General features: G+C 49.1%; 18 protein-coding genes. 9 read left to right on the forward strand and 9 right to left on the reverse strand.

What is annotated here, in order from left to right; translation table 11 throughout:
- Nucleotides 1–7: 7 nt before the first annotated feature.
- The 6 genes from BUE76_RS10695 to BUE76_RS24200 form a co-directional block, all read right to left on the reverse strand.
- Entirely contained in the window at nt 8–826 is an 819-nt protein-coding gene (locus BUE76_RS10695) for a hypothetical protein (protein ID WP_073046018.1), read from the reverse strand.
- Nucleotides 827–883: 57 nt separating this feature from the next.
- A complete protein-coding gene (locus BUE76_RS10700) occupies nt 884–1429 on the reverse strand; it encodes a hypothetical protein (protein WP_073046021.1) in 546 nt (181 codons plus the stop codon).
- Between the two features lie 261 nt (nt 1430–1690).
- Nucleotides 1691–2461: a hypothetical protein gene (locus tag BUE76_RS10705; RefSeq protein ID WP_073046023.1), complete on the reverse strand. Its 771-nt coding sequence runs from the start codon at nt 2459–2461 to the stop codon at nt 1691–1693.
- A gap of 191 nt (nt 2462–2652) precedes the next feature.
- Nucleotides 2653–3993 (reverse strand): hypothetical protein, encoded by a 1341-nt coding sequence (locus tag BUE76_RS10710; protein WP_073046026.1) that lies wholly within the window; start codon nt 3991–3993, stop codon nt 2653–2655.
- 492 nt (nt 3994–4485) lie between these two features.
- Nucleotides 4486–5463 (reverse strand): hypothetical protein, encoded by a 978-nt coding sequence (locus BUE76_RS10715; protein ID WP_073046029.1) that lies wholly within the window; start codon nt 5461–5463, stop codon nt 4486–4488.
- A 208-nt stretch (nt 5464–5671) separates the two neighbouring features.
- On the reverse strand, nt 5672–5971 hold the full coding sequence (locus BUE76_RS24200; protein ID WP_143157402.1) for a hypothetical protein: 300 nt from the start codon (nt 5969–5971) through the stop codon (nt 5672–5674).
- Nucleotides 5972–6087: 116 nt separating this feature from the next.
- Here BUE76_RS24200 and BUE76_RS10725 point away from each other — a divergent pair, with 116 nt between their 5' ends.
- A complete protein-coding gene (locus BUE76_RS10725) occupies nt 6088–8586 on the forward strand; it encodes a PAS domain-containing sensor histidine kinase (protein WP_073046034.1) in 2499 nt (832 codons plus the stop codon).
- A 195-nt stretch (nt 8587–8781) separates the two neighbouring features.
- On the opposite strand, the gene BUE76_RS10730 is transcribed toward BUE76_RS10725, so the two are convergent.
- A complete protein-coding gene (locus tag BUE76_RS10730; protein WP_073046035.1) occupies nt 8782–9615 on the reverse strand; it encodes an MBL fold metallo-hydrolase in 834 nt (277 codons plus the stop codon).
- 264 nt (nt 9616–9879) lie between these two features.
- Between BUE76_RS10730 and BUE76_RS10735 the strand changes: the two genes are divergently transcribed.
- From BUE76_RS10735 to BUE76_RS10750, 4 genes are all read left to right on the forward strand, one after another.
- On the forward strand, nt 9880–10311 hold the full coding sequence (locus BUE76_RS10735) for a MerC domain-containing protein (protein WP_073046038.1): 432 nt from the start codon (nt 9880–9882) through the stop codon (nt 10309–10311).
- Nucleotides 10312–10388: 77 nt separating this feature from the next.
- Nucleotides 10389–10676, forward strand: a complete 288-nt coding sequence (locus tag BUE76_RS10740) for a hypothetical protein (protein ID WP_073046041.1) — start codon at nt 10389–10391, stop codon at nt 10674–10676.
- Nucleotides 10677–10722: 46 nt separating this feature from the next.
- Nucleotides 10723–13041, forward strand: coding sequence for a TonB-dependent receptor (locus BUE76_RS10745; protein ID WP_073046043.1), 2319 nt, complete (start codon nt 10723–10725; stop codon nt 13039–13041).
- An 87-nt stretch (nt 13042–13128) separates the two neighbouring features.
- Entirely contained in the window at nt 13129–13698 is a 570-nt protein-coding gene (locus BUE76_RS10750) for a hypothetical protein (protein ID WP_073046046.1), read from the forward strand.
- Nucleotides 13699–14014: 316 nt separating this feature from the next.
- Here the strand turns inward: BUE76_RS10750 and BUE76_RS10755 are convergent, their stop codons facing one another.
- Nucleotides 14015–14785, reverse strand: a complete 771-nt coding sequence (locus tag BUE76_RS10755) for a response regulator transcription factor (protein WP_073046049.1) — start codon at nt 14783–14785, stop codon at nt 14015–14017.
- A complete protein-coding gene (locus BUE76_RS10760; protein WP_073046051.1) occupies nt 14782–17943 on the reverse strand; it encodes a ligand-binding sensor domain-containing protein in 3162 nt (1053 codons plus the stop codon). The genes BUE76_RS10755 and BUE76_RS10760 overlap by 4 nt, the downstream gene beginning before the upstream one ends.
- A 233-nt stretch (nt 17944–18176) precedes the next feature.
- Between BUE76_RS10760 and BUE76_RS10765 the strand changes: the two genes are divergently transcribed.
- From BUE76_RS10765 to BUE76_RS25120, 4 genes are all read left to right on the forward strand, one after another.
- Entirely contained in the window at nt 18177–18359 is a 183-nt protein-coding gene (locus BUE76_RS10765) for a hypothetical protein (protein WP_073046054.1), read from the forward strand.
- On the forward strand, nt 18356–20185 hold the full coding sequence (locus BUE76_RS10770; RefSeq protein ID WP_073046056.1) for a 3-keto-disaccharide hydrolase: 1830 nt from the start codon (nt 18356–18358) through the stop codon (nt 20183–20185). Before BUE76_RS10765 ends, BUE76_RS10770 begins: the two co-directional genes overlap by 4 nt.
- A gap of 31 nt (nt 20186–20216) precedes the next feature.
- Entirely contained in the window at nt 20217–22199 is a 1983-nt protein-coding gene (locus BUE76_RS10775; protein WP_143157403.1) for a c-type cytochrome, read from the forward strand.
- 72 nt (nt 22200–22271) lie between these two features.
- The coding region (locus BUE76_RS25120; protein WP_254049525.1) for a family 16 glycoside hydrolase at nt 22272–22591 on the forward strand (320 nt) is incomplete at its 3' end.

A 22591-nucleotide genomic window follows, 5' to 3' on the forward strand; every position in this document is an offset into this window, starting at 1 on the left:
TTGGTTCTTACATTATTTCGATAAAGCCAGTAGGATTGCCGCCAAGCCTCACCGTTAGTTCGGTAAAAGCTGGAGGCGGTGCATCTACCTCGATGCTGCCGGCATTTGCCTTGTACGGAACCCCGCCGTCTTCAATGAGCCATACCTGCACGATCGGGAAGTTGCCAAACCGGTTCTGCCGCAGCGGAGTCCAAGGAATAGAAATGGTGGGTTGGTTTTGGAAGGGGATCGTTTCTTTCTGGGCCATGGTATTACCTCCATTGCCGCTGCCATCGCCAGGGCCATTGCCTGGCAAGCCAGAGGCAATAGCATCAGCCGTGAATTGTGGCAGCACATAGGCTTTGCTTATATGATTGGTGGAAAAGGAAAACAGGTTTTGAGCAATGTCACCAGGACCAAGGCCGCCCCTGAACTCCGGGTTGAAAGAAAGTGGGCTGTCTTTTGTACCCACCAGGCAGTAAAAGCCTCCAGCCCTCATTTTGCCGATGGCCAGGTACTTATGATAAGGCAGGTTTTCGAAGTTAACCCGGCTCTCTGCGCTTTCGCCTGGGTGGATTCCTTCAATCTTGTGTACATAATAATGACCTGCAGCAGTGCGCTTGAACTCTTCGGAAAAGCCTATGCGGTCACGAGGGACAGCAATTGGTCCAAGCCACGCAGCGCCGGGACGGATGGACGGTTCATCCACCAGGTATTGGGTTGCTGCATTGATACGCGGCATAACCAATACCTCTTCAACCGGGATAAACCAGAAACGACAAAAACCACCGTTGTAGGCGGTATTCCGGTGCAATGGTTTTATGCCTGTGTAAGATGATTGGAACATTTACGCAAATGTTGCGCAAGGGCTCCGGGAGTGAAAGGACAGCGGAAAGGGGGATTTTTAGCAGAATGCGAAGGCTGAAGTGCCTCTTTGTGGCAGGACAAAAGTCTGCAACTTTCTCTCCTCCTTTTTTTTGCGGAACCGCCATTCAGCCTTCTTTAAAGCATCCAGGGAGATGTCTTCATCGATGATGATTCCACAACCTTCGGCAAAGCTCCGGATACCATCTTCAATGCCTGGGCGCCATTCCCTTTTTTTAAGGGATGACTTGCAATGAATGTACAAGTCCTCGATGAAAGCGTTTTCCAGGAAGCGGTTGATGGCAATGATCTTGGTAGGGGTGAGCGAGTAGCCCTTATACCGCATTGTCTTAATGGAAGACACCGCTTCGATGCAGTCATCAAAGCTGGTTAGGCGGGTATCCTGCTTGACCAGGTTCATGTTCACGGAAAAGGAGTCCATTTCCAGAAGTGACAAGATGAGGGTTCCTAAAGTGGAAGAGTAGTTGAGTGCAATGGGTGCACCCAATGAAGCAGTTACATATTTCCGTAGGTAAGTCTTGGTGGGCACTTTAACTGTGTAGTTGCCCTGGGGCGCTTTAGTCATAGTGAGGGTTGTCACAATATAACAGCCGCGCTTGAAAAAATATGGACAATTCGTCCAAATAGATAAAAAGATTGGTGAAGTGTATAAAAAGAATGAAATATGCAGGATAGGGGTAATCTTCTTAGGGTTAACAGCTTGCTGCAATAGCGGCCATAGCATTCAGTCAGCTGAAATATATTACTAAAGAACATTAGAATTATTGTTGCTGAGCTAATATTCATCAGCCGAATTGAAGCAACCTGATATTAGCGGTAGGCTTTATCATTTACCACCTACAACTAAAACGATACAAGGTGTTGCTGGAAATTCACCCATTTTATTCCTTGGTACTGTAACTTTTTGAACCTTTATTTGAGCTTTCTCGAACGCTTTTAATAATATATTTTCTGCTTCTGGAAAATTATTGTCAGGAAATGAGAAAATACCTACTCCTTCAAAGTCAATTATTGAAGTCATTGCTTTACTAAGAAAAGCCGGCCATCTAGCTTTTTCTATAACATTGTAAATTTGTTCAGCAAAGTGTAGACTTTCAGTGTCCATCATTTTGCTGCTAATGAAAATTGGGAACCTTTTCTCTTTAAGGGATGAATAAAGAAGGCTTTTTTGATCTTCAGACAGTTCTCTCGGTTTTACTTTATTCTCTAATTCAGTTGCTTTCTCTTGTAGTTGAACTGTCTTTCTTTCTATTTCAAAAATATGGTTCTGAAGTTTTATAAGACCTTCGTTCTCATTAAGATTAGGGTATTTGGATTTTGCTATATTTTTAAATGGTTTAAGTTGGTTATTTAGTTCACTAATTTGATTTTTTAAAAGCAAAATCTCAGAAAGGGAAGTATCAGTTTTAACACCAATTTTCTCCAAACTTTTAGAATTTTCAGTGCTAAAGTTTAAAATTTTATCTGACTTATCTGATGAACTTCTATCTTGTTTTAGTTTAGCCCAAGCAATGAGAATCCCGCCGATAAATGCAAATGATAATGAGATCAATGTGCACCAAAACACTATTTCCATAGGTTTTTTACTTTTTTTCATTTTCTATTTTACAAAATTTTGTTTATATCGGATTGACGTATAAGTTGGCCGCTAACGTCCGATGCTTGGCGCAGGTTGGGAAATAGCATTCCATCAGTTCTAGCCCATTCATTGATGTACCATAGAATTTTTTGCAGATGAGCACTTGTAAGTCATGCCCCTTTTGCGCCAAGTTCAAGTTTTGGGCAGTCTTACAAATTGGCCTCAGCTGTCGATAGCTCACTTACTGTGCCTACTTCCTTAGGCTCCGGCTTTTTACTTTGCTCTTTTTCTACTTCTTGAAACAATTGCTCAATAAGCTTTTTAGGTGTCTCAATTGCTTTGTAATCCTCTCTAAATACATCCTTATAACAATTAATAAAACCATCTGTTTTTCGAAAACTTGCAAAAAGTGGCCACACTTTATAACTCAATTTTTTCACATCGCCGTCCGGACCTATTTTTCGCATAAGCCTCTCTACCTCCTCAAAATTGTCGAGCAATGCTTCCTTTGCAATTTTAAACTTATCACTACACGCACTCCAGTCTTTATTATTAACAATATCATGGGCTTTATCAATTTTTCCACCTAGTTTTAGTGAAAGCGCTTTATTAACGATGAAAACATTTCTGCTCTCTTCATTGTAATACTTTTTTAGAGTATTAGTAGCAAAATCAAGCAAGATGTCAGAAAGATCGAAATGCCCTTGTTTGAGCAACTCGAAGCAAATGTCATTTAAACTTTCGTCAGCTTTTTCAAGATCTTTCGGCAACAACTTCCTCCAAATAACCTGAGTTAGCTTAACTGCTATTTCATACAAACATTTGTAAGCTCTTACAAAATAATCTGGAGAAACCTCAAACTTTGTTCCTACTCCAACTTTCTCGTCTAGCTTAATTTTGTTGTGTCGGCAAACACTGAGGTATTGACTTGAAACAATACCATCACAATGAACAAATAGATTTCTGCGTTCAGTGATTTCAACGAATGTTTCCCATATTGGCAGATCTTTTCTTAACACGATTCCAAGCTTATTCTCTAGCCAGCCAAAATGATCTATGTGACTTTCACGAAGAACCGCCTCTACCTCTTTCTCAATTAGATATTCTTTGGCTTCTTCTAAACTGGCAAACTCCAATAAGCGAGAATATGTCAAGTTCTTTTCGCTAGCGTTGAGAATATCTGGCTTGACATTAAATATTTCCTTTATCAATCTACCCAAAAAAGAATCGAATTGACTTATTAAAGTTACAAATAGACTTTCGGGAACGATATCCGTTGCATTCGTCGCTTTTTCAATATTTCTTTTATGGAAAAAGTAGTTTTGTGAATCTTCCGGTGAAAAAGTATAGCTCTCCTCACCGTCTTCACCTACGCTCGAAACACCCTTATCTTTGACAAAAGTGGCAAAGTCGTTATTTGCTTTTCGATAATTATATCGAATGAAAATCATTACGAATGGCAATGTCTCATTAAGGCTCTCGATTTTGCCTAGGAAGTCTTTTACAATAGTGTCGAAATGATACTGGGTTATTTCTGTCTTTTGTTCCATAGTTAGTTAGGTTTTCAATTGCGCATTACGACTTTTATACGTAATTCTCAGTTTTGATTTGTTACTCAATTTAGGCTCAGTTCCTTAAAAACAAACATTTTCAGTTGCGTTTTTCAATATCTGGTACTCCAAAAACGCAATTACCAAAATCTGGTTAGATACCCAAAAAACGCAAGGATTTTGATCTTGACCCGATTTAGATGTTTTTATTACAAGATGGAAAGGACGAGATTTACCAGTTCAAATCAATTTGATTGTGGAAATGAATTGCAAAAACATTTCAAGTGATTGAATCAGGAAAACTTTACCTCCAAAAATATAAAACGCCTTGAAAATCAAGGCGTTTTATATTTTACCTATTTTCTATCACTTAAAGGATTGCTGTCAAGTATGAACTTGGAGGAAGTTCTTTAAAAAAAGATACATTGATGCTGTATTATTCGACTACCTTATGGTAATGTATCCGGCAGCAATGCATTGATAGGAGTAAGGCTAAAATTCGTCGTCAAATTGTCCAGGAAAGTAGTGGGGAGAATTCCAAATTCTAAATGTTCTATCAAGCATATTAGGATTTGATATGTAGATTAGTTTTTTAATTAAAAGATTGTAAATGAAAATATCTTTTAAGGAATCAATAGTTGCCTCAGTAAACACCGGAAGAACTTTTGTATAATAATATTTGCTAAAAAAGTTGCGTGGAACTAGTTGTTTAACCAAGAAATTATAAACATTTAATTCGGAAAAATTATTGCCAAGTTTATATTCCTCCAGGTACTCAACAAATCCATTAATAAATAATGGAGTTTTAACTCTATTTGCAGCTCTTTCTATAATTTTTTCTTCGTAACTTTTTTTAGCATATATCAATGGGATTGCAATCAGAATAACAAAAATAATTGTGTTTAAGAATTTTTCCTTTAAAGGAGAATACTTTGAAATCAAAACTGCTATCTCGTCAATCTTTGAAAGAATTCCAAACAATAATGTCACTAAAAATGTCAACCCTAATGAAAATAGACTCTTTTTTGTCGGCTTATAGTGCTTTACCAATTCCTGTGTCTTTTCATCGGCTTTTTCATTTCGCAGAAGTCTGATTTCTTTTTTTAGTTCTTTAAGTTCATAATCCTTTGCAGTTATTGTACTTTCCAAACTCTTGATTTTTTCTTCGATTTGTACATTTGTTTGCTTAATCGTTACAATTTCATATGAATCTTTATATGGGATTATTTCTCCTGGCTTTTTTGCCAACTTCTCTTCTTTTATGAACCGTTCCAATTCTGAAAGAAGAGCATTGACTTTCTTGAATTTCTCTTCAGCCTCCTGTTTTTGATCATCATATAAAAATTTATCGGGATGAAGATTTGTTCTATACTCAAAAAGCTGATTATACAATTCAGTTGAAGAAAACTCTCCTTCAAGCCTCAGTTCATCTTTTACCTTTTGAATAATGCTTTGGATTATGTCTGTCATAAGCGGTTTGTCTAAATCTTACTGCTAACGTCTGTTATTTAAAATTTTTTAAAGACTAGTTTTTAGTTCAATTTAAGCTCAAGATTATGAAAAACAAATATTTGTAAGAGCATATTCATGATATCTGACTCTAAAAAAACGCAATGATTTTGATTTTGACCCTATTTAGATGTTTTTATGAAAAATCAAAAACATGGGATTTGCCAATTCAAGCCACCTTGATTGTAGAGATAAATTGCAAAAACCTTTCAAGTGATTCGACCTGGAAAGCCTCACCTCCACCAACAAAAAAGCCTTGCAGCAAAACTGCAAGGCTTTTTTGTTGTTGGTATGCCCACATCTTATTTGCGCATACATTATTTTCCACGCTTGTGTTATTGTCTGAAGTCCCCATTTCGAAGCAAAGTTTTTCAGATGTGTCGCCAGTAAAATGCAAACCAAGGCGGCGCTTTCTTTTTGAGTAAGTGTTATTCCTTTTTCCTGTTAAGGGATAATTGATAATTCTCAAATCCAGTTGCCTTTTGACCTGCCCGATTGAACAGTAACTTGTTTTAATTGGAGAACTTTGGTGATATGAGAATCCCGCAGGTTGTCTGTAACAAATCTGTTGGCCTGTTTAATCCAATGCCCAAAGTTCCAGATCCTTTCATGGCCGATGAAATGCTGGACATGATTTCTGATGCCCTTGTTGTGGTACAGCAGGATGGTATGCCGGTATACTGCAACAGCGCAGCGCGCATGCTGTTACCCGAAGGTGTGTTGTTGGGGGCCGAAAATTTTTATACCCTTTTCCCTGCGCAGGATCAGGATAAAATGCTGCATGCATTTAAACTCGCCCAACTGGGCAACCCTGTGCCTGTAACACCTTCTTTTTCCTCTGCTCAAACATCATCTCAAACAATTTGCTGGACGGTGCGCTGGCAACCGGCAAAAGGGGTGTGGTACTGCATCGGCAGGGGGATTGATGCACCCGCTTCGGGGTCGCGCCTGCAACGTTCCTTGTGCATTACGGGTGTTGCTGGTTTTGACTACGACCGGCTGGCCGATGTTTTCACTTACATTTCGCCCAATATCAATATCCTTTTCGGACTGCCTCCAGCCACAACTTTCGACCTTGCTGCATTCTGGGAGCGGGTACACCCCGATGATGTTGAAAGGATGCGCGGCGAGCTATATGCTACGGAAGGGCAGCCTGCCCGCACACAGCACCAATACCGCATAGTACACCCGGATGGCAGGTTGGTATATATCCAGCATTACCGCGAACTGCATTATGATGCAGCGGGTAAGCACAGCCGAAGCGAAAACACATTGCAGGATGTAAGCAGTGGCATGTTAAGCCTTCAGGCTTTGCTGAAAAGTGAGAAAAGATACAGGGCACTGGTAAGCGGGGGCTCCGACCTGGTGGGCATTGTTGCGCCACAGGGACAGTACATTTATGTGGGTGCCAGCGTAACCCACCTGCTGGGCTATTTTCCCGGCGAACTGGTGGGCCGCTCTGCTTTTGAATTGATTCACCCCGATGATCTCCCGGCACTGCAGCAACAACTTGAAAAAGTATTGCCGGAGAAAAGCATACGCTTTGCACCTTACCGCTTTTGCAATAAGGCCGGCGAATGGCGGTGGATGGATACCCGTGTTACCAATCTGGTAGATGATCCGGATATCAATGGCCTGGTAGTTAACAGCCGCGACATCACAGAGGAAAAAATACAAACGGACAAACTGCACGAACTTTCCCTGATAGCGGAAAAAACATCGCAGGCAATTCTGACCACCAACCACCACCACCGGATCACCTGGGCCAATAAGGCTTTTTGCGATATCAGCGGATATAGTGTTGAGGAAGTGCTGGGGAAAATGCCGCAGGAGCTTTTTTCCAGCGCCAATACGGAGGTGGAACAGCACGATAATATTCAATTGCAACTGGAGCTGGGACAAAGTTTGCACCAGGAACTGTTTTGCCATTCGAAAGATGGTAAGCCTTACTGGATGAACCTGCACATACAGCCCATGTACAACGAGGCCAGGCAGCAGTTGCAGTATATTGCCATTGGCAAGGATATCACCCAACGGAAAGAAGCCGAAGCCGAACTGGCCCGCAGCGAGCAAAAGTTCAAAGCCCTGGTGCAGGAAGGTACCGACCTTATTGTGATCATCGACGAAGTGGGCAACTTTACTTACTGCAGCGATAATGTGCGCAAAGCCATGGGCTACGAAGCACACGAACTTCTGCACAAACCTTTATTGCAGTTTATTCATCCGCAGGATGTTGAATCAACCCTCGCAGGCATTCACCGGGTAAAAACCGGCCAGCAGTTACAAGGCGTGCGGCACCGTTTCCGTCGTAAAGACGGCCAGTACGTGTGGCTGGAGTCGAAGGGTGCCAACCATTACGATAATCCGCTGATCGGAGGTATGATTGTAAATGCCCGCGACATCGACCGGCAGGTTGAATTGCAGCAAAAGCTGGATGCTGCAGAAAGAAGCAAGCAAAAAGCAATTACATCGGCTGTTATCAAAGCACAGGAGTCCGAACGGTCGAAAATGGGCCTGGAACTGCACGACAACGTAAACCAGGTGCTGACCACCGTAAAGCTGTATAATGAAATGTTCCTTAGCGGGTATTGTGAAGATCGCTCCTTGCTGGAAAGATCGTCCCGCTACCTGCAGGAGTGTATCAACGAAATCAGGAGTATTTCCAAGCGGCTATCTGCACCAACACTGGGAAAAATTACCCTGCACGATTCGGTGCACGACCTGGTGGAAAGTATCAACCTGACCAACAAACTCCAGATCAGTTTTCACCCCGTTGGCATATTCGGCCTCCAAATAGCAGAGGACATGCACCTGGGTATTTACCGTATCATTCAGGAGGGCCTGAACAACGTGATCAAATATGCACAGGCAGGTACAGCCGAAATCAGGCTGGAGTTCACGGACGGCTTGTTGCAACTGGTGATAACAGATGATGGTAAAGGTTTCGACACCTCCACCAGGAGCACCGGCATTGGCATCACCAACATGAAAACACGTGCCGAGAGCCTTAATGGTATTTTCCAGCTTCGCTCTGCGCCGGGTGCAGGTTGTACCATCGAGGTAAGCTTTTGTTTGCCGGTGTGAATTTCCATTATTTTCTACCGGGAAGAATATAGCAAAACAGGTCATCTCATCACATTAAGCCTGTAAAATGCTTTCATGTGAGGAAATGGTTACGGCCGGATTGTAAAAACGAGTGTTCTACTGCCAAGAAAGATTCTTTGTAAGAATTTTTATTGGCAGTACTGCATAGGAGACTTGAAAGCTAACCCTGCTTAACTAGAATAAAGCCAACTGTTGTTGGGCAGGAGCTTCGGGCTCGGTACCCCTGATAAGGGTTGTTCTGCTCGCGGTAATGGTATAAACCGGTGACGCTTCAAAGCGGGAGGCCACTTCAACATGGGTGCTGCCGGCGTGTGGTGCAAATAAGCCGGCTACCAGGTGCGGGCAGTTATTGTTTTTGGAAAGGTGGGCCAGCAACAAATGGCTCAAATGAGGAGCGCGGTGGTTACAAAAAACCTGGAGGGCTTCGCGGTTGGACAGGTGTCCGTTACCACCCCTGATGCGGTGCTTGAGGTAATAGGGGTAACTGCCCTTATCCAGCATTTCCTCATCATAATTGCTTTCCAGGAAAGCGGCATGGCACTGGCTGAAATGCTGAACCAGTTGCTGACAAGGCTTACCCAGGTCGGTAAACACGCCAACCGTAACCCCGTTTCCTTTTACGGTAAAACTATAAGGGTCGGCAGCATCATGAAACTTGGGGAATGGTGTGACCGTTAGCCCGCCAATGGCAACAGGCTGGTGGGCTGTAAAATCAAATACCAGTTCCTTATCTACCCAAAAGCTGCCCCTGCGCCGCATGGGCTTGGTGCTGTACACCGGCAACCGCCATTTTTGCGCCAGCACGGCAATACCCCTGATATGATCGGTATGCTCGTGCGAAACAAAGATGGCTTTTACCCGTTCCATCTGCAGGCCCCTGGCCTTCATTCTTTGCTCTACCTCGCGGCAGCTGATGCCCACATCTACCAGGATGGCTTCCTGATCGTTGCCTACATAATAACAATTGCCGTTGGAACCAGAGTTGATGGAGCAGATGGATAATGCCATGAGGCCACAAAATTAACCCTCCGCATCGAGAGCTTTTCAGAAAACAACGATAAGATTGGGAAAGGTGTAGATGGAAGGTGGATGAGGGACTAATGGGACCACGGACGACATACCTCGGACCGAACCACAGAAACGCGGCCACTGGCTGTCGTCACTGGTCCGTGGTCCTGCATCCTTTCTCCTAATTTTTTCCAACCGGCTGCTCAAATCCAAACTCAGGCCTTAAATTTGCTCTTTGCAACGTTGTTGCAATTATCTATTTTTATGAACATGAGCGCAGGCAATGAATACCGTGGACGCATGGATCTGGTGAGTATGGCAATATCTGTTATTTGCCTGGTGCATTGTGTTGCCCTGCCGCTTTTAATGGCCATCCTGCCGGTTGTAGGTATTGCTAGTGGCGAATGGCCCCTTCTGGAGTGGAGCACCGTGTTGCTCACCGCCGGTATCGGGGGCTATGCCATTTGGAAAGGATACACCCAGGTGCACCAGCAGAAGAGCATTGTTGCCGCCTTTGTTGCCGGATTTTTCCTGGTGGCTCTGGCCAACCTGCTGGCAATTGATGCAGTGGAAATGGTGCTGAAAGGAGTAGGGGCCGTGCTGCTGATTTGGGCCCACCTCCGCAACCGGGCCGAAAGCCGCCGCTGTTGCCCCATACCTGTTGTTCAAAAAACCGGCAGCCCGGAAATGGTTTAAGGAACCATTAGTTTAGCAAAAACAAAAACCTGAAGCAAGACAAAACGATACGATCTTTCTGGGCGGCACTGCTGCTGTTGATTGCCTTGCTGGGTGCTACGCCCAGGCAATTCCTGCATAACCTGCTGGCCGACCACGTGGATGCCGATTATGGCTTCCGGGACAGCAACCTGTCCGTAACCACCAAGACTTACCACTGCGGTTTTTACCACCAGGTTATCACCGCCCCGCATCAACCCGAACCCATCTTTTCCTGGACCGCAGGCTTACCTGAGTACCCTGCGGTATACACGATTGCGCCTTATGCTTTTCCGTTGCTGGGCTTTGTAAAAAATGCCGGCAGCCGGGGACCGCCCTCCTGCTAACCCGTAGGAAACATCCCAATTTATTCTTCGTGTAATACGCAATCTCTTGAAGCAGATCTTTCTTTTGCTCCTCCTGGGCAATGCCGCATTTGCGGGTGCCCAGCAGTGCAGCGGCATTCTTACCGGCCATGTACACCATTCGGCCAGCCACGAAAACCTGGCAGGCGCCAGTGTGTATGTGGCGGAACTCAACCAAACCAGGGTCACCAACGACAAAGGTGATTTTAAGTTTGACTCCCTGTGTGCAGGGCATTACACCCTGCACATCAGCCATATTTCTTTTGATACCGTCATCCGCTATGTTGGGCTGCAGGGTGCCAGCCACCTCGATGTGGATATGCCCCTGAATAAAACCACTTTGGAAGGCGTAACGGTTGCCGCCAACCGGCAACCCTCCACCGGCATCCGCAAAGAGCTGGCAGGTGCTGCCCTCGAAGAGGCAAGGGGCAGGTCCTTTAGCGAGGCGCTTGCCCGGATCAACGGGGTTACACTTTTGCAAACGGGTTCTACCATTGCCAAGCCGGTGATTCATGGACTTCATGGCAACCGCATCCTGACCATTAATAATGGGGTGCGGCAGGAAGGGCAGCAGTGGGGCAATGAACACGCCCCTGAAGTGGATCCGTTTATTGCGGGCCGTCTTTCCGTGATCAGCGGGGTGGACCAGCTGCGGTATGGTTCCGATGCCATTGGCGGTGTGATCCTGGTGAGCCCAAGGGCCCTGCGCCAGCAGCCGGGTCATCAGGCCGAGGTCAATACGGTATATGCCACCAACAACGGACAGGCCCTGGTATCCGGGGTATGGGAGCAGGCCTCCAAGAAGTGGGAAGGTTTTGCCTACCGCCTGCAAGGAACCCTGAAGCAGGGTGGCAATGTAACCACCCCCGACTATCGCCTTAACAATACCTCCAACAGGGAAGGCAATTTTTCGGTGACGGCAGGCTACCGCAGGCACCACCTCAGCACCGAGTTGTTTTATTCTTATTTCAACACCAAACTGGGTGTATTTAGTGGTGCCCATATCGGCAACCTTACCGACCTGCAAAAAGCCATGGAGGCCACCCGTCCTGATCCCGCTTTTACCGGGAATAAAGGATACGAAATGATCCGGCCATACCAGGCGGTGGTGCACCAGTTGCTGAAGTCGCAAACCACGGTAGACATTGGCGGGCACAAGCTGGGCCTCCTGCTTTCGGGACAGCTAAACGACCGCGAAGAGTATGACGTAGTGCGCAATGCCGCCAACCGCAGGCCCCAATTGAACCTCAATATCGGCACCCTGCAACAGGAGCTGAGCTGGGAGAGTCCCCGCAAGGGCAACTGGCAGCACAGCGGCGGAGTGGTGAGCATGCAGCAAAACAACAGCTACTCGGGTCGGTACTTTATCCCGGCATACCGCGCTTTTAATTTCGGTGGCTATTACCTGTTGAAATGGAACCGCGAAGCCTGGGACCTGCACGGTGGTTTGCGGTACGATCACCGGGCCATTCACTCCAACAGGCTGCGTGCCGGCGGCGCCGAGTTTGCCAATTACGATTTTAACTTCAGCACCATGGGTGCTTCGCTGCAGGCGGGTTTCCGGGCTACCGAACACTGGAAATGGACCGCCGGCGCCACCCTTTCCAGCCGTGCACCGCATGTAAACGAGCTGTTGAGCAATGGCATTCACCATGGTACCGCCACCTACGAGGTGGGCGATATCAGCCTGAAGCCGGAGCAGTCGCTTTACCTGCATGTGGGCCAGAATTTCAGCAACAAAAGCGGCACCCTGAGCGGGGAGCTGACGGTTTACCATAACCGCATCAACCGGTTTATTTACCAGCAGCCTGTTCCCGGTGAACCGGTACTGACCATTTCGGGAGCTTTCCCCAAACTGGTATATAGCCAAACCGATGCAAGCCTGCAGGGTGTGGATGCTTCGCTTAGCTGGGAACTGCTGCCCCGGCTGGAGTGGACCAACCGCTATGCCATGCTGCGGGCCCGCAACCTGGTGGCCGATGACTGGCTGATCCGCATGCCCGCCGACCGGTTTACAACCGGCTTTAAATATGCTTTGAAGGATGGCGCACGCCGTTCCAATACCTACCTGCAGGTGGAAGGCATGCAGGTATGGCGCCAGACAAGGGTACCTGATGAAAGTGCCGGCAAGCAGGACTACCAGGCACCGCCGCCTGCCTACTTCCTGGTGCATACCGATGCGGCCACTACCGTTCGGCTGGGGCAGGTGCCGGTAACCTTTGGCCTTAGCGTGCGCAATGCCCTCAACCGCAGCTACCGCGATTATCTCAACAACTTGCGATTTTTTACCGATGAAATGGGCCGCAACATCCAGTTGCGCCTGAAAGTGCCCCTTGGCAAATCCTGATGCTCTCTTATTAGGTGGCCTGCGGTGTTCCGCAAAGGTCAACCTGGGAAGTAACCTTATTTAACCTGATAAAAAAACACGACCAACATGAAACAGTTTCAAATGAAATGGCCCGTACTGTTGCTGGCAGCAACCACGCTTTTTACCGCCTGCAATAAAGACGATGATGAGGGAGAAGGCAATGAGGAAGAAGTGATCACCACCGTTACCATGAAGTTGACGCCGGTAGGTGGTGGCAGTACCATCCAGTTTTCTTACGATGATCCGGATGGTCCGGGTGGCGCTACACCCGTCCTGGCACCGGTGACTTTGCCGGTCAACAAACAATACAATTTCGAATTGGAGTTGCTGGATAAAACCAAGAACCCCGTTGCTAATATCACAACGGAAGTTACTGCTGAGGGCGACGAGCACCGCTTTTACCTGATCCCTGCCGCTACCAGCAATTTGACCATTTCGGGTCTGAACAACGACGCCAATGGTATGCCCCTGGGTACTACCGGTGTACTGTCCACCGGTGCTGCCGCTAATGGTACCCTGCGTGTGGTACTCCGCCACTATGGTGGCAACCCGCCCAATAAGGCTACTACCGACCCCGTGGACAGCCCTAAATCTTCAACCGATGTGGACGTGACCTTTAACGTGACGCTGCAATAATTTGGCTTAGGGAAGCATCGCGATTAGAGCAAAAGCTAATTGACCTTACTAAATTCAATGGCATAATTGCTTGTGCTAATCTGGCTGATGCTTTTAAAATTAGCCCCTGACTTTTAATCCATAAATAAAGCCGCACCTAAACAGGTGCGGCTTTATTTATGGATCGTATTTGCATAAAAAGATGTGCATTTGAAAGGATAATAGTCGGCAAGTCCAGGAAACAAAACCCATCAGCAACAGCCGGTCGTCCCTCGGCATGGGTCTGTCGTCAAAGAAGACGCGTCAACGCTAAACCCAATTTTTGCCTGCTGATTTTTTACTCCACCACCCCCCGTACCTGGCCCATAAACTGCGAAGGAGTCATGCCAAATTGCTTTAGAAAATTGCGGCAGAAATTGTTCTGGGAGTGGAAGCCTACTTGGTAGGAAATTTCATACAGTTTCAGGTTGCCGTCGCCCATCAGTTGGGCAGCTTTTTTAAGCCGCGTCAGGTTGATCAGTTCCGAAGGTGTCATGCTGCTCACTTCCTTGATCTTGCGATACAGTGTAGGGCGGCTCATGTTCATCAGTTTTGCCAGGTGCTCCACGTCAAAGTCGGGGTCCGACATACGGCTTTGAATGCCTTCGTTGAGGGCTTCCAGGAACTGGGCTTCCGACCGGCTATGTGCCATGGTGCCAATATGTGCAAGCGGCGAGTTGGCAAAATATACCTGCAACTGGCTGCGGTTGCGCAGCAGGCTGGCCACCTGGGCCTGCAGGTAAGCAGGCGAAAAAGGCTTTTCAATATAGGCATCGGCACCCAGTTCCAATCCCTCGATCTTGGCTTGTAAACTGTTTTTGGCTGTTAGCAACACCACCGGCAGGTGGCTGTATGCCTTGTCTGTTTTTAGCCTGCGGCAAAGTTCAAAACCGTCCATTCCTTCCATCATCACATCACTGATCACCAGTTGCACGCTGTGGGCCGCAAGCAGGTTGAGTGCAGAGGCGCCACTGGTACAGCCATAAACAGTATACTGTTCGCTCAGCTCTTCTTCCAGGAAAGCAAGTATTTCTTCATTGTCATCTACCAGTAGCAGGGACGGTTTCATGATACGGATGTTTGGGTTTGCGTTTGGATGGAATAGCTGGTTGATTGAGGAGGCAAGGGCAATTCAAGCACAAAAACGTTCAGGGATTCGTGGGGCTGCAGCACCAGGCTGCCCCCATGCAGCTGGGCCAGCGACCGCGCAAGGGCCAGGCCAATACCCGTGCCCCCTTGCTGGCCATTTTCCTTCAGCCGGAAAAATGGCTCGAAGATCTGCTCCCGCATAGCTGGCGGCACCAGGGGACCATCGTTTAGTACCTGTATCGTACAGTGGTCGTTTTCCGAACTGGCCACCACCCGAACGGTAGCCTGTGCATACTTGATGGCGTTGTGCAGCAGGTTCGAAAAAATTTTGTTCAGGGCTTCTCCGTCGGCAAGGCCCAAAATAGGTTTGGCAGGCAGCCGTAGGCTCATGTTCAGGTTGCGTTGTTCGGCAAGGGGCTTTTGGGCCGCAAAATGCTCGGCCAGCCGCCGCGAAATATCGGTGTTTACAAACTGAAGCTGGAAGCCATTGGCCTCTGCCTTCCGGAAATCGAGCAGCTGTCCGGTAAGGTCAATCAGCCGGTCGGTATTGCGCTCCATGGTACGGAGGCTTTTTTGCAGGTCAGGCAGTTCCGCTGTTTTATGAAGCACCCTTTCCAGCGGCGCTTTGATCAGCGTGAGAGGTGTCCGTATTTCATGGGCTACATTGGTGAAAAAATCCATCTTGGCCTCATAAAGTTCTTTTTCCTTTTTCAGCGCAATGAGTTCAATCTTGCGACGGGCCCTTTCGCGGGTGTACCGGTGATAATAACGAAGTAAAACCAGCAAGCCGGTAATGGCCAGCAGCAGGTAGGCGGCATAGGCGAGGGGGCTGGCCCACCAGGGCGGCATGATGGTGATGGACAGTCGGCATTCGCCCAGCACCCTGGTGCCCGTGGGCGATAATACCTGCAGGCGAAGGGTGTAAGAACCCGGCTGCAGCGAGGTAAAATAAATTCTTCTGTTGGAAGCCAACAGGGTCCAGGCATTGTCAAGCCCTTCCAGTTGGTAGCGGTACCGCGTCATCTCAGGGGCGGCAAAACCAAGGGCTGCAAAATCGATACTAAAGGTCGATTGGTGGTAAGGAAGCCTGAGTGCTTTGGCAAAGGGCAGGGGCAATGTTGCCGGTGCTTTCAGGTTGCCTCCATACTGCCTGGTGTTATTTACCAGTACCTGCGTGAAATATAGGGGTGGCACATAAGGATTGGTTTGCAACTGAGCAGGCTGAAAACTTACCATCCCTTTCAATGTGCCCAGGTAAATACGGCCACTGCTATCCTGGAAACTGGAGTTGAAATTGAAATGATCTGAAGGCAGGCCATTGGCAATGGAAAAACTTTGCAGCTCACCGGTGGCCAGGTGCAGGAGCCCCAATCCCTTGGTGGTGGTAATCCAGAGCCTTTGCTGCCGGTCTTCCTCCACGCGGTATACCACGTTGCCCGGCAGGCCCTGCTCGGTGGTAAAATGCCGGAAGCGGCCACTGGCTTTTTCGTAGCGGCTAAGCCCGCTTTCGGTACTGAACCAGATATTACCCTGCCCATCGTGGTACTGGCCATGTACGTTATTATTGGCCAGGCTATTGTTTTTCCCGCGGCGGTATTGCAGCACCGCCTTTTGGCCGGTAGTGGGGTTGTAATAAAAAACGCCATTGCCCAGGGTACAGATCCAATACGCGCCATCGGCGTCTTCACAAATGTTTTGCACCTGTCCCTGGTGCCCGAGGAAAGGCTCAAAATCGTTGCTGGCGCGGCGGTAGCGGTACAATCCATTCCAGGTGCCAACCAGCATTTCGCCGGCGCGGTTGCGGTAAAGGGTGACAATAAAATTGGAGCCGAGGCTGCCGCTACCTTTTCCTGCATTGTAATGGCGCAGCACCTTGCCGGTAGGAATATCCAGCACATCCAGCCCATGCTCAAAAGTGCCGATCCACAACTCATTATCTGCCGCCACCAGCCCATGGATATTGGAATAGGCCAGGGCTTCGCGGTTGCCGGTGGGCAGGTAAAAATCCGTTTTGCCGGTTGCCGGGTTCCAGCGGCTAAGGCCTGCATCTTCCGTACCGATCCAGATTTGTCCCCACTTGTCGGCCGTTATTTCATGTACCACATTGCCGCCCAGGGCAAAACCTTCGTGGCCGGGAAAGAAGCGTTCAAAAGCAATCTGCTGTTTGGGAAAATAGTTGAGGCCGCCAAAATTGGTACCCGCCCAGATACCGCCTTCCCGGTCGGCACAAAGGGTATTGATATCATTGTCAGAAAGCGAAAAGGGATTGGTAAACCCTTTGCGCATGTGCCGGTATTGATGCGTCCTGGGGTTCAGGGTATATATGCCGGTCTCGGATGCAATCCAGTATTCGGAGGGTCCATTTTCCAAAAAGCCAAATACCAGCAGTTCAGATCCTTCTTCGTTGTGGGTGAGCAGGTCTTCGTAGCTGCCCTTTGCGATTGAAAATTTTTTGGCGCCCTGGTTGGTGGTGCCCACCAGCAGGCAGGTGTCGGAGGTAGGGTACAGGCGCTGCACTTTATGGGCAGATGCGGGCCGCGAATGGGCAAAAAGGTTGTAGGCCCGGAAGCGGTGGCTTGCTTCAAGGTATTGGTACAGGTAACCATCGGCCGACGAAGCCCATACCGATCCATCGGCAGCTACGGCTACCGAACTGGCCTGAGGCACCTGTACAAAGCTGTGCAAACGCCGCTCCTTAGGATCGAAACATTTTAGCTTGTTATGGGCCACATACCAAATACGGCCTTTTCTGTCGGTGGCCATATGCCCAACGGGGTAGCGGCTCAACACCAGGGGCCGGAACTTTTCCGTAGCATAATCAAAGCGGTACAAGCCTGTATTGGTGGCCACCAGCAGGGCACCATCAGGTGCCGGAACCAGGCTGTTGATATAGTTATCGCCCAGGCTGCCACCGTCGCCGGGGCTGTTTCGGAAAATCCGGAACTGGTAGCCGTCAAAACGGTTGAGGCCATCGGCAGTACCTACCCAAAGAAAGCCAAAGCGGTCCTGTAAAGTGCAGCGCACACGGTTATTGGAGAGGCCCTGCTCCACGCCATAATGCCTGAAATAGGGTTGGGGACTGCCGGCAAAGCAAACCACGGGCAGGCAGTACAGGAATATGGCAAACAGTCGGGTCACAATGCAGATCGTTGGAAGTAACCAAATATAAGTTTTTGTATGCAAGCAGCCTTCCTGCTCTGTAGGTATTGATATTGAGACGAAATGATGAAATTTTGATACGCTTGCTGGCGCATCCTTATGCCGAAGGCACTAACTTTCGCCGTCAATGAACAGTTTCGCGCAAGGCCTTTTGTAGGCAGGAGCAGGAAGGCTGTTCACCGGGCTTTTACCCTTTCCAAAATAGATTGCCAATGCTTGCCCTTTGTTTCACTTTGTTATCGGCTACAGGCCAGCCAATGTTGCAGGCCATCACCCTCGATAAAGCGGAGCCTGCTCCTGATGCGGCGACCGCACATATGCACCTGGTTATTTACAAGCAATTGCCCCAGGGCAGCCTGCCCTCTCAAGCTTTTACCCTTATATATAAACAATGAATCATTCCCCTTCCTTATCGGTACGCGGTTTGGTATGCGGCTGCCTGTTGCTGTGCACAGCACCCGCATGGGCGCAAACGGCCCTGCCGCTTACCGATCTTTCACCCTTCAAACCTGCATCCAAAACCTGGCGTATTGCAGGCGATGTGCAGGCCGACCTTGCTGCTGCCAACGTGCTGAAAACCGCTGGTGGTACCGGTGTGCTGGTAAACCTGCCCACCGACAAGGAGCATGGCCAGGACCTCTTTACCAACCTGGTTCATGGCGATGCCGATGTGGAATTTGAGTACCTGATGGCCAAGGGCTCCAACAGCGGCCTATACCTCCAGGGTCGTTACGAAATACAATTGCACGACTCCTGGGGCAAGCAACGTCCCTACTCAGGTGATAATGGCGGCATTTACGAACGCTGGGATGACAGCAAGCCCGAAGGCCAGAAAGGCTACGAAGGTCATGCACCCCGCCAAAACGTGAGCAAGGCTCCGGGCCTGTGGCAGAAAATGCGTATTTCTTTCCAGGCACCCCGCTTTGATGCTTCGGGTAAGAAGATTGAAAATGCCCGCATTCTTTCCATCCAGCTCAATGGCGTTACCATCCACGAGAACGTGGAACTGAGCGGCCCTACCCGTGGTGCAATGGAAAATAATGAAGTGCCCCAGGGACCCATCCGCATTCAGGGCGACCATGGTGCGGTGGCTTTCCGCAACATCAAACTGATGCCTTTTGGGAAACAACAGCCTTCCTTAAAAGACCTGCAATATTCCGTGTACCAGGGCCAGTTTGAAGCACCTGCCGATGTGGCCAAGGCAAAAGCAGCGGCTTCGGGCAAACTCCTGCAACTTTCTGCAGCCATCACCACGCTCGCCAATGACTTTTTAATTGCCTATACCGGCAAACTGGAAGTAAAAGAACAGGGTGATTATAATTTTCGGTTAGGCGTTCCCGGTGGAAAAGGCTATTTAAAAGTAGGCGGCAAAGAGGTGATGCCCTTTTCGGAAAGGGGCGGTACCGGCAGCATCAGCCTGGCACCCGGCGAATACCCGGTAGAAATATTGTACGCCAAAACGGCCAACTGGGCCAAACCCAATATCCAGCTTTCTGTATCGGGCACAGGCCTGCGCGAAACCCTGCTCAGCGATCCTGCCGCTGCGCTGGGCAACCTGGTAGATCCCATCCTGGTGGAGGCACCTCAAAATACCATGCTCCGGTCTTTTGTTGACCTGCCCTCGGGAGGCCGCGTAACCCATGCCATCAGCATTGGTTCGGCCGAAGGGCTGCACTATACCTACGACCTCGACAATGGTACCATTGTACAGGCCTGGCGCGGCTCCTTTCTCGATGCCACACCCATGTGGCACGAAAGGGGGGATGGCTCTTCCAAGCCTACGGGCATGGTGCAGTATTTTGGTAAAACCATGCCTGCCCTGGCGGTACTTGCAGATGCAAATGCAGCCTGGAAGGCCGACAGTGTTGGTACAGGCTTTCGTCCCAAGGGGTACAGCGTAGACAAGGAAGACCGCCCCACCTTTATGTACCAGATCTATGGCGCACAGGTGCAGGACGCTCCCCGCGTAAGTGCCAACGGCCAGGAGCTGCAACGCTCCATCACCATTGACAATGCTCCTGCAAATTTGTACCTGCGCGTAGCAGAAGGCAAGGATATCAGGGAGCAGTCGAAAGGACTGTACGTGGTGGGCGATAAAGAACTCTTTATCCGCATTGACGATGCCGGTGGCGCCACACCCCTGGTGCGCAATGGCGCCGGCGGAACTACCGAGCTGCTGCTGCCCGTCAGCAAAAAAGCGGTGTATGCTATTTTATTCTAAACCAATTATTCAGCGATACAGATATAAGATGATGAAGGGAAAACATTTTTGGAAAAAAGCTGCCGGCCGCCTGCTCCAGTTGGGTGCCGCTGCAATGCTGTGGCAGGGCGCCCATGCCCAGGCCGAGTCGGCCAAGGAAGATGACTATTTCAAGATCATGCGGGTGCCGGTGCCCGAAGGCGACCTGCTGGAAGTGGGCGGCCTGTGTACCCTGCCCAATGGCAACCTGGCCCTTACCACCCGTCGCGGCGATGTGTTTGTGGTAGAAAACCCTACCTCCGCAAAGCCTTTCTTCCGCAAGTTTGCCACTGGTATGCACGAAGTGCTGGGGGTGGCTTATAAAAATGGTTCGCTCTACTGCGCACAGCGGGGCGAGCTCACCAGGCTTACCGATACAGATAATGATGGCAAGGCCGACCGCTACGAAACGGTGTATGCCTGGCCAATTTCGGGCAACTACCACGAGTATAGCTTCGGTCCCAAGGTCGCTCCCGACGGGAAGTTCTTTGTGACCCTTAACCTGGGCTTTCCCGATGTGTGGTGGCACCCCAAGAGCTTTGTGCCCTGGCGTGGCTGGACCCTCAAAATAGGAGAGGACGGCAGCGTGGAGCCCTGGGCTGCGGGTATGCGCTCACCTTGCGGTATTTCAATGATTGATGACGAGCTTTTTTACACCGATAACCAGGGCGACTGGGTAGGCTCCGGTTCCATTATGCAGGTAAAAAAGGGCGCCTTCATGGGGCACCCTGCAAGCCTGGTATGGACCGATATGCCCGGCTCGCCGCTCAAGCTCAAACAGGACCAGGTATTTGCACTGGTGAAGCCCCGTTACGACGTGGACAAGAACGGCAGGGCCGTTAAACCGGAGAATATTGTCAATGAAAAATTCCTTTCCGAGTACGAAATCAAAAAAGCCATTCCTGAGCTGCAATTGCCGGCCGTTTGGCTGCCCCATGGCATCCTGGGTATTTCCAACTCTGAGATCGTAAAGATTCCTGAAGACCAGTGGGGGCCTTTTGCCGGCCAGCTGCTGGTGGGCGACCAGGGGATGAGTAAGGTAAGCCGCGTATTTATGGAAAAAGTAAACGGCGAATACCAGGGTGCTGCCATCGAGTTCCGAAGCGGTTTCCAAAGCGGTGTTACCCGTATGGCCTGGGGCAAGGATGGTTCCCTGTTTGCAGGCGAGACAGCCCGTGGCTGGGGTTCGGCCGGCGATGCGGGCCAAGGCCTGCAGCGGCTGGTGTGGAATGGCAAGATTCCCTTCGAGATGCGCGCCGTTCGTGCCATGCCCGATGGTTTTGAAATAGAGTTTACCAAACCAGCTGAGCGCAAGTATGCCGAAGACATTGCATCCTACAAGGTGGAAAGCTATATCTACAAGTATCACTCAGTGTATGGCTCACCTCCCGTAAACCAGCAAACCTTGCAGATCAAAGGGGTAAAGGTTAGTCCCGATGGTATGAAGGCCCGGATCATCGTGGATGGTTTGCGTCCTTATTATATTCATACCCTCACCCTTGAAGGCCTCCGCGATGCGGAAACATCTTTCTCGCTGGTGCATCCTACGGCTTATTACACGTTGAACAATATTCCCGAAGGCGCCAGGCTCACCATGAATGAAGTGAGTACCCGGAATTCGGCGGTGGCGGAAACCAAGGCGGCACCGGCCAAAGCCGCAGGGGCAAAAACAGCTGCTACCAAACCTGCAGCAGCAGGTACAGCTGCGGCACCTAAAAACGCAGGCACCATTGCCAAAGCGCCTACCTATGCAGAGGTTAAACCCCTGCTTTCCAAGCACACCTGTCTGGCCTGCCACAATACCGATAAGCGCCAGGTAGGTCCCGCTTACAGGGATGTTGCCAAACGTAAATACAGTATTGAAAAGATCGTTCAGTTGATCCACAACCCGCAGCCTCAAAACTGGCCCGACTATGCCACCCCAATGCCGCCCATGCCGCAGGTGCCCGTAGCCGATGCCAAAAAGATTGCTGCCTGGATCAATTCGCTGAAATAACAGAACAGGATTCAGCTGAAGGCTACATCCTGCTGCCTCCAAAAACAAAGAACAATAAACCCAAAACATATTATGACCCGTCCTTTCCTGCTCTCCCTTTCTTTTGCTGCATCCCTGGCTGCAGGAGCGCAAACCAAACCCGAAGAAACTGAATTTTATGAACCTGTACCCAAGGTGGTGAATACCGGAAAATCGGTGCTTACACCCGTTCCCGCAGATGCCAAAATCTTATTCGATGGCAAAAACCTGGACCAGTGGGTGTCTACAAAAGATCCATCCAACCCTGCCCAGTGGACCGTACACGATGGGGTGTTTACCGTGAAAAAAGGAACCGGTAATATCCAGACCAAAGAGGTGTTTACCGATTACCAACTGCACCTCGAGTGGCAGAT

This window comes from Cnuella takakiae (genome assembly GCF_001953305.1).
Classification (GTDB): Bacteria; Bacteroidota; Bacteroidia; order Chitinophagales; family Chitinophagaceae; genus Flavisolibacter; species Flavisolibacter takakiae.